This window comes from Bariatricus sp. SGI.019 (assembly GCF_050315235.1).
GTDB lineage: Bacteria > Bacillota > Clostridia > Lachnospirales > Lachnospiraceae > JAFBIX01.
Genome location: NZ_JBNPOQ010000034.1, coordinates 1 through 10920, shown reverse-complemented (window position 1 = coordinate 10920; position 10920 = coordinate 1). Strand labels below are relative to the sequence as shown.

Sequence of the window (10920 nt, the reverse complement as noted above, 5' to 3'; positions counted from 1 at the left end):
TTTTTCTGATTTTACAACACTTCTTCTAAAAAGACAAAAAGAGCCATTCCAATTGGAACAGCTCTTTGAAAAATCATCTTTTTGATTATTTAAGGTTAACTTCTGCACCCTCAGCTTCAAGTTTAGCTTTGATTTCTTCAGCTTCTGCCTTAGAAACAGCTTCTTTAACTACCTTCGGAGCTTCGTCAACTACTGCCTTAGCTTCTTTTAATCCAAGTCCTGTGATCTCACGAACAACTTTGATTACTTTAACCTTAGATGCGCCTGCAGATACTAACTCTACATCGAACTCATCTTTCTCTTCTGCTGCTGCAGCTTCTCCGCCTGCTGCTGCAACTACTACACCTGCTGCTGCAGAAACACCAAATTCTTCTTCACATGCTTTTACTAAGTCATTTAATTCTAATACTGATAATTCTTTGATTGCATCAATAAATTCAGCTGTTGTTAATTTTGCCATTTTATTTTCCTCCATTTTTGTTTTATTTTTTTAATTCTTAAATGAAGTTCTTTTCACTAAGCTCGATAACACCTCGCTAAGTTCAAAGAACGGGTTCGCACTAATCTCGAAAATACCTCGATAAGTGCTCTACTCCTCTGCAGCTTCTTCTGCAGGAGCTGCTGCTACACAGTTCTCAGCGCCGCCCTGCTCTGCGATCTGGTTAAGAACACGAGCAAGATTTGTAATAGGTGACTGTAAGCTTCCAAGTAACTTGGACAGTAATTCTTCTCTTGATGGAATCTTGGACAGTTCTGTCAGTCCGTCAACATCATATACTGTACCTTCAATCACACCTGCTTTTAATTCAAGGGCTTTTGCATCTTTTGCAAACTTGCAAAGGATTCTTGCCGGAGCTGTTGCGTCATCTTTAGAAATTGCGATAGCGCTTGGTCCTTCCAAGTGTTCGTCTAAAGCTGCGAAATCAGTTCCTTCAAAAGCTCTCTTCATCATTGTGTTTTTACAAACTTTGTAGATGATTCCTGCTTCTCTTAACTGTTTACGCAGTTCTGTGTCCTGAGCAACAGTTAATCCGCGGTAGTCTACTAATACAACACTTGCTGCATCCTTGATGTCATCTGCAATAGCCTGTACGATTGGTTGTTTTAATTCAACTTTTGCCACGAATGGTGCACCTCCTTATATTATTTGTCCGACTGCTTATAAGGAATATTCAAAAAACACCCCTATGTCCAAAGACACAGAGGTGTTATAATTCACAAATTCGAATCTAACTTTCCTCGGCAGGCGATTGTAATACTTACGCTTTCGCACCTGCTGTCTTCGGCAGTCACTGATAATTATCATAGCATCGAATCTTCTGTTTGTCAAATGTTTTTCCCGTTTCCTGTGTATTTTTCTGAAATTCATTTAAGCTTGTACGGATTCTCAGGCCGTTCCTCTTTCCACCAGAGAGACCGGAAGCACCACATGTGAATGATTTACTGTTTCAGGCTCAAACAGGAGCTGCATCAGTAATTGAACGGTATTTCTTGCCAGTTCTTCCGTATTCTGCCGGATCGTCGTCAGCGCTGGATAACACTGCCTTGCCAGAGAAATATCATCGTAACCGATCACCTTCACTTCTTCCGGAACTCTGATTCCATTTTGTTGAAGCGCCTGCAATGCCCCAAAAGCTCTTAAGTCATTGGTACAGAAGATTCCATCAAAATTCAGCTTCTTTTTCAGCAGATAATAGGTAAGCCGATATGCCGTATCATACAGATGATAGTTATCATTAAGTGCAACAATCAGCTTTTCTGACTGCGGAAGCTTATAATCATCCAAAGCATCCAGATACCCCCGAAGTCTCGCTCCGACAGCCGGATTATCCTGCTCCTTTCCTAGAAACATAATATTTTTACAACCTTTTCGTATGAGATGCTCTGTCGCCATATATCCACCCAGATAATGGTCGTATTCTACACTGATGATATCCTCCTTGCGGACAGGGGTCCGGTCAATGAAAATAATCGGTATATTCGCATTTCTGGCTTTTCTGGCAATTTCCGGCGTCGGCGATACAATGATGATCCCGGCAAACCGTCTCCGCATACACTCATCAAAGTACCAGTCTGTCTTGTGTATGCTCTCGCTTGTTGTATAAATACACGCTGCATATCCTTTCTCATATAACTGTTCTTCCAGATCTGCCGCCACACTCGTAAACCACTCATTCGTAATATCCTGAATCAGTACCCCAACGACTTTTTCTCGTGTCTTATCCGTAAGCTCATAAGAGCTGTTCCGCACAATATTCAACACTTTTTGTTCTGTTTCGCCGGAATAGCCGCCCTTCTGATTCAAAATACGTGAAACAGTAGCCGTAGATACACCTGCCTGCGCAGCAATATCCCGAATTGAAAATGCTTTTTTATTTCTCATGTGCGATCCCTCCCTCACTCGGACTTACTATGCATTTCCTTTTATTTTTATAGTATTTATAGTAACAAATTTTAATCGATAAGTAAATATTTCTTTTGTTTTACGTAACTTTACTCTCTATTGTTTGTGCAACTCTTTTTGTATTTGTGTAAATTGCATAATATTACGCATTGTTACTCAACTGAATTGTAGAACTTTATTAGCATTATTGACAAATACATTTTTAAAAAGTATGATTAGAATAGATTTCGCGCAACAATATGTAACAAAATATTTTTTTCAAACCGAGAAAGGAGGATATTTCATGAAATACGGAATTTATTTCGCTTACTGGGAGAAGCAGTGGGCTGCAGATTATAAAAAATACATCAAAAAAGTCAGATCTCTTGGATTTGATATATTAGAGATTTCCTGCGCTGCCCTCAAGGATATGACCAAAGCAGAGATGGATGACCTGAAATCCGAAGCAAAAGCTCAGGATGTCATTTTAACTGCAGGCTATGGTCCTTCTGCTTCAGAGAATCTTGGTTCTGCCGATGAGGCTGTCATTAAAAATGCCATCAGCTTCTACACAGATATTTTAAAGAAGCTGGAATATATGGATATCCACACGATCGGCGGAGGTATTTACTCCTACTGGCCAGTGGATTACTCCAAACCAATTGACAAAGAAAGCGATTGGGCACGTAGCGTAAAAAATGTTCGTACCGTAGCCAAAATCGCCGGAGAATGTGGTGTCGACTATTGCCTGGAAGTCTTGAACCGCTTTGAAGGCTATCTGTTAAACACAGCAAAAGAGGCCGTACAATTCGTAGAAGAAGTAGATGTTCCTGCAGCAAAAGTCATGCTCGACACCTTCCACATGAACATTGAAGAGGATAGCATGATTGATGCCATCCTGACAGCTGGGGATAAACTCGGACATTTCCATGTTGGCGAAAATAACCGCCGCTGCCCTGGCAAAGGCAATATGCCTTGGGCTGAAATCGGTCAGGCACTTCGCCGCATCGGTTACGATAAAAACGTAGTCATGGAGCCATTCGTATTAAAAGGCGGAGAGGTCGGAAGCGACATCAAAGTCTGGAGAGACCTCTGCAAAGACGAAGCAATGCTGGATGTAGACGCTAAAAATTCAGTAGCTTACTTAAGACACGTTTTCAGCGGCCCATATTCCGACTATAGCCGTTAATTTTTCAAATGGGGACGTAGTATTTTTGAAAAATACTACGTCCCCATTTCAGACTGTAGACAAAGTTGGTGCTGGAGTTTAACTCCAGCACCAACTTTTCTGTATGAATGGAATTTCTCGTTTCTTTTATTAAAGAGTGCAACATATCATATGCTTTCTGCTCCTTTTTTGCCAGGATTTTTGCCAGCTTCTTTAAATTCATGCATGCGTATGTAAGCCCGACTTTCATTTCCATTCGCGCTTTTCCTTTATATTGTGTATATCGAAAACCATGTTGTTCTTTTGCGGTTCCGAAAATCCGCTCTATGGTTTCTTTACGTAAATCATAGATTTCTTTGTTCCCTATGGTATAACGGATATCCTCACATTTTTCTAAATACTCTGCCCATATATGACGTGTTACTATTTTTACATGCTCTTTGCTTTCGGTACATTTTGAAAGGCTAGGGCAGTTTTTACAATCCATACAGTTGCTTTTATATTCTCTATAACCTTCTCGATTTGTGGTAGAATATGTTAGGATTTTTCCTTCCGGACATATATAGCAATCATAGTATTCGTCGTATACATACTCATATTTTCTGAAGAATCCTTTTTTTGTTTGCGGGCATTTGTATGGAAACAATGGTTCAATCTGGTCTTCTATCAAGAGATGTGCGATTGCCGGGGTTTTATATCCTGCATCCAAGACCATCATTTCCGGATGATATGATAGTAGCTTGTCATAAAGTGTCTTGCATGTCCGGCTATCATGTTCATTTCCAGGGTGAATGGAATATCCCAGAATCCAGCCATGTTTATCACAAGCAGTTTCAATCCCATATGCAAAAACATGTTTATGTTCTCCTTTACGAAACCACCCACTGTCTGGGTCACTTGTGCTGCATTTTTGTGTTTTTGCTCCTTCCGGGAGGGCATCTTCTTCATTAGAAGGATTCCCGCCTGTAGAAGGTGGAGTTTGGTTATGATCATCTTTATCTTTTAAAGTTTTTTTTCCGTGTGCTTTTCTATCTTCATTGATTTCTTTTTGTAATTCTTCCTCATACCAGAGAGCTTCTTGTTTTGCAATCCGCTTTCTCATTTTTTTGCTGTTTGCGCAAGCTTTTACGTGAGTAGCATCTGCAAAAATAATAGAAGTGTCCACTAGATGATGTTTCATACATTCTTCTAAGATATACGAAAAAATCTGTTCAAACAGATCAGTATCTTTAAACCGGCGTGTATAATTTTTCCCAAACGTTGAAAAATGAGGGACTCCATCTAACATATCAAGACCCAGAAACCATCGGTAAGCAACATTTACTTCAATTTCTTTGATTGTCTGGCGCATACTTCGAATCCCATAAAGATACTGAATAAATACGATTTTAATTAATAAGACAGGATCCAAACTTGGTCGTCCATTGTCTGCACAATACTTATCTTCTACTAAGTCATAAATAAAGTTCCAGTCAATTGCTTTGTCAATTTTTCGGAGAAGATGGTCTCTAGGAACCATGTCATCCATACAAAACATGAGCATTTGTTCTCTTTTTTATCAGCATCTCTTGTCATCATAAGCAATCCCTCCTGTTAAGATTATTATACCATGAAGGGAATAGACAACATAAAACTATCGCGTGGATAACATACACTTTTTTCTTGATAAATTAATTCTCTAAAAAAGAATTGTGGATAACTAAAACATAAGAAAAGCCCGGACTATCATCCGGGACTTTGTCTACAGTCTGAATGCCCCTGCCGATAGGCAGGGGCATCATATATACTCGATTATTTCAATCTCTTAAACAAGCTTTAATGGGTTAACTTTTACGCTCGGTCCCATTGTAGAAGTAAGAACCACGCTCTTTAAGAACTGGCCTTTTACTGCTGCAGGTCTTGCTTTGTTGATTGCATCGATCAGCGTCTGGAAGTTGTCCGCAAGTTGTTCTTCAGTAAATGAAGCTTTTCCTAATGGCACATGGATAATGTTTGTCTTGTCAAGTCTGTACTCAATCTTACCAGCTTTGATCTCCTGGATTGCTTTGGTAACATCCATTGTTACTGTACCAGCTTTTGGGTTTGGCATAAGACCTTTTGGTCCAAGTACACGACCGATACGTCCTACAACACCCATCATATCTGGTGTAGCAACAACAACGTCGAATTCAAACCAGTTTTCTTTCTGGATCTTCTCGATCAGTTCCATTCCTCCAACGTAATCTGCTCCAGCCGCTTTAGCTTCTTCAGCTTTTGCATCCTTTGCGAATACTAAGATACGAACTTTTTTACCTGTTCCGTGTGGCAGTACAACTGCTCCACGAATCTGCTGGTCAGCGTGACGTCCGTCACATCCGGTTCTGATATGAGCTTCGATAGTCTCATCGAATTTTGCTACTGCAGTCTTTTTAACTAATGCCACTGCATCTGCAACATCATAGAGAGTTCCTCTGTCAATTGCTTTTGCAGCTTCAACATATTTCTTTCCTCTTTTCATCTAAATAACCTCCTTGTGGTAATGTCGGGATAACCCTCCCACGATTCTTGTTTACACGTTTATTCAGTAACTTTAACACCCATACTGCGGCATGTTCCTTCGATCATGCTCATAGCACTCTCGATTGTTGCTGCATTTAAGTCTGGCATCTTTGTCTCTGCGATCTGTCTTACCTGTTCCTTTGTGATCGTAGCTACTTTTGTCTTGTTCGGAACGCCTGAACCAGATTTGATGTTGCAGGCTTTCTTAATCAAAACAGCTGCCGGTGGTGTCTTTGTGATGAAGCTGAAGCTTCTGTCATTGTAAACTGTGATAACAACAGGAATAATCAAATCTCCCTGATCTGCAGTTCTTGCATTAAACTGCTTTGTAAATTCAACGATATTTACACCGTGCTGACCAAGTGCTGGACCAACCGGTGGTGCCGGTGTAGCTTTTCCGGCAGGAATCTGTAATTTAATATAACCTGTTACTTTTTTTGCCATTTTAATTACCTCCTTGTGGTACTCCCGGGAATCTTTGTCCCTCCCACTTTTTTGTTTTACTTATTCCACAGTGCCAGCTCGATTGCACTGCGCTTCATCTCGCTGAGGGCTGTCGCCCTATACGGTTTTCATTAAATGTCTGTCGGTGAGCGAGCTCCCCTGCAGCCAATAATGTAACCCGTGCACTGCTTATAGCAGTTACATCTTTTTAACTTCTGCGAAACTTATTTCAACCGGTGTTTCACGGCCGAATAATTCAACATTGATGGTAAGGCTCTGCTTCTGCATGTTCATAGACTGGATAACTCCAACTGTATCTGCCCATGCACCGGCAATTACCTGAACAGTATCGCCCTCTTCAAAATCTACGACAATATTCTCTTCCCTGATTCCCAGCGATGCCATCTCTGCATCCGTAAGCGGAACCGGCTTAGATCCCGGTCCTACGAACCCAGTTACACCTCTTGTGTTGCGGACAACATACCATGTATCATCGTTCATGATCATGTGAATCAGAACATAGCCTGGAAACATCTTCTTCTGCGTCGCCTTCTGGACACCATTCTTCATCTCAACGACATCCTGCATTGGCACCTGAACTTCCAGAATCTGATCTTCCAGATGTCTGTTTTCAATTGTCTTATCAATGTTGGCTTTTACTTTGTTCTCATACCCAGAATAAGTATGAACTACATACCATTTTGCCTCTGACATAAACTCACCTTTCTTGCGTGCAGATTATCAGTTATCTTACTAATAAATCCACTCCGTACTGGGCAATAAAATCAATGATCGCAATGATCGCACCCAGAACTACGGTTACAGAAACAACTGCTGCCGTCTGCTTTGCTACTGTCATCTTATCTGGCCAAATGATTTTCTTAAATTCTCTGCTAAGACCTTTGAACCAGCTTTTCTTCTGCGTCTTATCGCTCATGACACCCACTCCTTTGCAGCGACTATTTTGTTTCTTTGTGCAATGTGTGTGACTTGCAGAACTTACAGTACTTCTTAGTCTCCATGCGTTCCGGATGAGCTTTCTTATCCTTCGTCATGTTGTAGTTACGCTGTTTGCATTCTGTACATTCCAATGTGATTCTTGTACGCACAACTTCCACCTCGCTTTGTTTGTCTAAATTAACTTGTTACTTGGTAGCTTGCGAGGCTACCCTAATTTTAGGCATAAAAAAAAGACCTACTTCCATTCGCTAGGATAGTGTACCATACCACAAGCCAAAAAGCAAGTCCTTTTTCTATATTTAACCCTTTAACGTACTGATCATATGCCAGATTGCCATCCCCGGATGATACAGAAGCATTCGCGGTCCCGAGAAGCGCATGACCTTTCGAATCTCTTCTTGCATCTTTGGCTGATAGCAATGAACCTTGCACTGATTGCAGAAAGTCTTCGTCTCCATGAATGGGCAGCGATCCACCCGCATCCTTGCATAGCGTCGTAATTCTTCACATGCACTGCATAATCCATTCTCCTTGTGCAGATGCCGATGATTCTTTCGGCAATATATGGCAATCATCTGATCTATAACTTGTTTTTCTTTTTCTCGTTTTTGCTGGCTATTCTTTGCTGACATCTTATCCTTTATGCCTCTTTCCTGATCGTGCGGATGCATGTAAAGAAATAGATATATTTGAATAGAATCAAAAACAGGATGAATCCTCTGCCATAGACATTCTGCATCGCCGCAAATGCCAGCAAAAGCATTGCAGATGCCGGGAAAAGTATCCCTAGCTTGGTCTTAAGTGTCATCGCTCTGTTTCTTACAAAGCTGTCCAGATGGTTCTGATATAATTTGGTTCCTACAAACCATTCATGAAGTCTTCTTGATCCCTTTGCCAGGCAAAAGGAAGCAAGCAATAAAAACGGCGTGGTCGGAAGCACCGGAAGTGCAACACCTACTGCTCCTATCCCCAGAAATACCACACCTGCTGCCATCCAGATTATTTTTATTGGATTTTTCATCATCTCTTTTTCATCACTTCTCTCCTTGCATATTATTGATAATTAGTTCTCGCTAACTCATGTGTAAAAAAATATTTGCGCAAAAAATATCCCCAGGGTAGTTAGTTGTTTCTAACTTCCCAGAGGATATCAATTTTTAATTATCCTGTCAATATAAATACCCGTTTCTTTACTGGATAATATTCTCAATAACTTTCTATTAATTTTTTCCACTCAATAACTTGTCAATACTTACCAGTTTTACACCAAGAACAAAGATCTCTGCTGCCACTGCCAGTTCCTCAACCGTCGGGAAAGATGGCGCAATACGGATATTGCTGTCTTTTGGATCCTTTCCGTATGGATACGTTGCACCGGCACCTGTCATGACAAGCCCTGCTTCCTTCACCTTTGCAACGATTGCTTTTGCACAGCCTTCCATCGCATCAAAGGAGATAAAGTATCCGCCAAGTGGTTTCGTCCATGTTCCAATCTCAAGTCCGCCAAGTTCTTTTTCCAGAACTTCTTCTACTTTCTCAAACTTCGGACGCAGGATATCCGCATGCTTGCGCATATGTGCATACATACCCGGCATATCTTTGAAAAAGCGTACATGGCGCAGCTGATTCAGCTTATCATGCCCGATCGTCTGGAACTTCATATATTGTTTTGCGTCTTCAATATTTGCCTCAGAAGCTGCCAGTGCGGCGATTCCGGATCCTGGGAATGACACCTTGGAAGTGGAGATGAACTTCAGAACCATGTCCGGGTTACCTGCCTTAATACATTCATTTAACAGTTCAAGGATCACATCTCTCTTATCATCGTAAAGATGATGAATGGAATATGCATTGTCCCAGAAAATACGAAAATCCTCTGCAGCCGGCTTCAATCTTGCAAATCTTCTTACCGTCTCATCGGAATAGGATATTCCAGTTGGATTCGCATACTTCGGTACACACCAGATTCCTTTGATGGAATCATCCTCAGCTACTAATTTCTCCACCATATCCATATCCGGTCCGGTCTCCAGAAGCGGAATATTGATCATCTCAATTCCGAAGAATTCTGTAATTGCGAAGTGGCGGTCATATCCTGGTACTGGACACAGGAATTTTACATGGTCTAACTTGCACCATGGAGTACTTCCCATAATACCATGTGTCATAGCACGTGATACGGTATCGAACATAACATTCAGACTTGAATTACCATAGATAAGAATATTTCTCTCCGGCACCTCAGACATGTCTGCCAATAGTTTTCTTGCATCACTGATTCCGCAGAGAACTCCATAATTTCTGCAGTCTACGCCATCAGAACTTACCAGATCTGATTCACTGGTCAAAACGTCCATCATTCCGATGCTCAGATCAAGCTGTGCTTTTGACGGTTTGCCTCGAGACATATCTAACTTCAGGCCCTTGCCCTTTATATCTTCAAACTGCTGCTCCAGATCACTTTTTAATGCTAATAACTCTTCTTTACTCAACTGACTATATGGTGTCATCGGGGTTCCCTCCTGTATCTTCATTCATTCGTAGCGTCACTATCTGCTATTTTACGTATATATTGAAAAAATGTCAATATATACTTGCATTTTTATTGTATTTACATTGTTAAAAAGCTGACTTTTTCGTTTTGATATGCAATTTTTTGTTCCAAAACTTGCAAATTCTCATTATTATTCTTCCCGGTATTTCGAACTAATATTGTATTTTACCAGGGGCTAAGTTTTGTTATACTTTATCTATACTTATTTTTTATATAAAGAGGGATTTTTATGAAACCTTATCAAAGATTTTTACAATATGCAACAATACAAACAGCAAATGATTCTACTCAAAAAAGATGTCCTTCTACTGACTCACAATTTACATTAGCCAATCTATTAGTCGAGGAAAGGACAGGATTTAATAACATCCGACGGGACTACAATTCTAGGCACTGATGATAAAGCCGACATTGCTGAAATCATCACAATGGCAGAATGCGTCCTGACATCAGGAATTCCTCACGGAACTATCTGCATTGCATTCACACCTGATGAAGAAATGTATAACGAAGTGCACTATTTTGATTTTGAAGAATTCGGTGCTGATTATGCATTTACACTTGACGGTGAAAGGGAAGGAGAAATTCAATACGAGACTTTCTATGCTTGCCAGGCAGATTTTACCATTCATGGATGTTCCACCCACCCCGGCAGCGCAAAAAACACGATGGTAAACGCCAGCCTTATAGCAATCGAGATTAACAACATGTTGCCGCAAAATGAGACTCCAAGAGACACAGAATTGTATGAAGGCTATTATCATTTAACAAACATAAGCGGAGATTCCGAACATTCTGAGCTTCATTATAGTATCAGAGATCATAACCAGAAACATTTTGAGGAAAGGAAGACAATACTTCGCCAAATCACAA

At 40.6% G+C, this 10920-nt stretch carries 13 protein-coding genes, 1 pseudogene and 1 other annotated feature; of the genes and pseudogenes, 2 read left to right on the top strand and 12 right to left on the bottom strand.

What is annotated here, in order from left to right; all coding sequences use genetic code 11:
* Window positions 1-85 precede the first annotated feature (85 nt).
* The 3 genes from rplL to ACQRD1_RS14110 form a co-directional block, all read right to left on the bottom strand.
* On the bottom strand, window positions 86-460 hold the full coding sequence (gene rplL / locus ACQRD1_RS14120; RefSeq protein ID WP_235231583.1) for a 50S ribosomal protein L7/L12: 375 nt from the start codon (window positions 458-460) through the stop codon (window positions 86-88).
* A gap of 129 nt (window positions 461-589) precedes the next feature.
* Window positions 590-1123 carry a 50S ribosomal protein L10 gene (rplJ, locus tag ACQRD1_RS14115; protein ID WP_427761096.1) on the bottom strand — a complete coding sequence of 178 codons (534 nt, stop codon included), beginning with the start codon at window positions 1121-1123 and terminating at the stop codon, window positions 590-592.
* A gap of 44 nt (window positions 1124-1167) precedes the next feature.
* Window positions 1168-1304, bottom strand: a sequence feature (ribosomal protein L10 leader region).
* Between the two features lie 83 nt (window positions 1305-1387).
* Complete coding sequence (locus ACQRD1_RS14110; RefSeq protein WP_235231581.1) at window positions 1388-2383, bottom strand: LacI family DNA-binding transcriptional regulator; 996 nt, start codon at window positions 2381-2383, stop codon at window positions 1388-1390.
* Window positions 2384-2687: 304 nt separating this feature from the next.
* Here ACQRD1_RS14110 and ACQRD1_RS14105 point away from each other — a divergent pair, with 304 nt between their 5' ends.
* On the top strand, window positions 2688-3572 hold the full coding sequence (locus tag ACQRD1_RS14105; RefSeq protein WP_235231580.1) for a sugar phosphate isomerase/epimerase family protein: 885 nt from the start codon (window positions 2688-2690) through the stop codon (window positions 3570-3572).
* Window positions 3573-3650: 78 nt separating this feature from the next.
* Here the strand turns inward: ACQRD1_RS14105 and ACQRD1_RS14100 are convergent.
* From ACQRD1_RS14100 to ACQRD1_RS14060, 9 genes and pseudogenes are all read right to left on the bottom strand, one after another.
* Window positions 3651-5135 (bottom strand): annotated as a pseudogene (locus tag ACQRD1_RS14100) (IS1182 family transposase).
* Between the two features lie 220 nt (window positions 5136-5355).
* Complete coding sequence (gene rplA, locus ACQRD1_RS14095; RefSeq protein ID WP_235231579.1) at window positions 5356-6048, bottom strand: 50S ribosomal protein L1; 693 nt, start codon at window positions 6046-6048, stop codon at window positions 5356-5358.
* A gap of 59 nt (window positions 6049-6107) precedes the next feature.
* Window positions 6108-6533 (bottom strand): 50S ribosomal protein L11, encoded by a 426-nt coding sequence (rplK, locus tag ACQRD1_RS14090; RefSeq protein WP_235231578.1) that lies wholly within the window; start codon window positions 6531-6533, stop codon window positions 6108-6110.
* 198 nt (window positions 6534-6731) lie between these two features.
* Window positions 6732-7247 (bottom strand): transcription termination/antitermination protein NusG, encoded by a 516-nt coding sequence (gene nusG / locus ACQRD1_RS14085; protein ID WP_235231577.1) that lies wholly within the window; start codon window positions 7245-7247, stop codon window positions 6732-6734.
* Window positions 7248-7278: 31 nt separating this feature from the next.
* Window positions 7279-7470: a preprotein translocase subunit SecE gene (gene secE, locus ACQRD1_RS14080; RefSeq protein ID WP_235231576.1), complete on the bottom strand. Its 192-nt coding sequence runs from the start codon at window positions 7468-7470 to the stop codon at window positions 7279-7281.
* A 22-nt stretch (window positions 7471-7492) separates the two neighbouring features.
* The gene (gene rpmG / locus ACQRD1_RS14075) at window positions 7493-7642 is read right to left on the bottom strand and encodes a 50S ribosomal protein L33 (RefSeq protein WP_083262913.1); all 150 of its coding nucleotides are present in this window, start codon (window positions 7640-7642) and stop codon (window positions 7493-7495) included.
* 150 nt (window positions 7643-7792) lie between these two features.
* Window positions 7793-8125, bottom strand: coding sequence for a nitrous oxide-stimulated promoter family protein (locus ACQRD1_RS14070; protein WP_235231575.1), 333 nt, complete (start codon window positions 8123-8125; stop codon window positions 7793-7795).
* Window positions 8126-8133: 8 nt separating this feature from the next.
* Complete coding sequence (locus ACQRD1_RS14065; protein WP_427787885.1) at window positions 8134-8517, bottom strand: YbaN family protein; 384 nt, start codon at window positions 8515-8517, stop codon at window positions 8134-8136.
* Between the two features lie 196 nt (window positions 8518-8713).
* A complete protein-coding gene (locus ACQRD1_RS14060; RefSeq protein WP_235231573.1) occupies window positions 8714-10003 on the bottom strand; it encodes an aminotransferase in 1290 nt (429 codons plus the stop codon).
* A gap of 472 nt (window positions 10004-10475) precedes the next feature.
* On the opposite strand from ACQRD1_RS14060, the gene ACQRD1_RS14055 reads away from it, so the two are divergent.
* On the top strand, window positions 10476-10920 hold a 445-nt coding region (locus ACQRD1_RS14055), incomplete at its 3' end, for a peptidase dimerization domain-containing protein (RefSeq protein ID WP_427787883.1).

What these genes read in the sequence shown, in the direction of transcription:
- rplL (WP_235231583.1), bottom strand. Translation starts at nt 460, where the DNA reads ATGGCAAAATTAACAACAGCTGAATTTATTGATGCAATCAAAGAATTA.
- ACQRD1_RS14110 (WP_235231581.1), bottom strand. Translation starts at nt 2,383, where the DNA reads ATGAGAAATAAAAAAGCATTTTCAATTCGGGATATTGCTGCGCAGGCA.
- ACQRD1_RS14105 (WP_235231580.1), top strand. Translation starts at nt 2,688, where the DNA reads ATGAAATACGGAATTTATTTCGCTTACTGGGAGAAGCAGTGGGCTGCA.
- rplA (WP_235231579.1), bottom strand. Translation starts at nt 6,048, where the DNA reads ATGAAAAGAGGAAAGAAATATGTTGAAGCTGCAAAAGCAATTGACAGA.
- rplK (WP_235231578.1), bottom strand. Translation starts at nt 6,533, where the DNA reads ATGGCAAAAAAAGTAACAGGTTATATTAAATTACAGATTCCTGCCGGA.
- nusG (WP_235231577.1), bottom strand. Translation starts at nt 7,247, where the DNA reads ATGTCAGAGGCAAAATGGTATGTAGTTCATACTTATTCTGGGTATGAG.
- secE (WP_235231576.1), bottom strand. Translation starts at nt 7,470, where the DNA reads ATGAGCGATAAGACGCAGAAGAAAAGCTGGTTCAAAGGTCTTAGCAGA.
- ACQRD1_RS14070 (WP_235231575.1), bottom strand. Translation starts at nt 8,125, where the DNA reads ATGTCAGCAAAGAATAGCCAGCAAAAACGAGAAAAAGAAAAACAAGTT.
- ACQRD1_RS14065 (WP_427787885.1), bottom strand. Translation starts at nt 8,517, where the DNA reads ATGATGAAAAATCCAATAAAAATAATCTGGATGGCAGCAGGTGTGGTA.
- ACQRD1_RS14060 (WP_235231573.1), bottom strand. Translation starts at nt 10,003, where the DNA reads ATGACACCATATAGTCAGTTGAGTAAAGAAGAGTTATTAGCATTAAAA.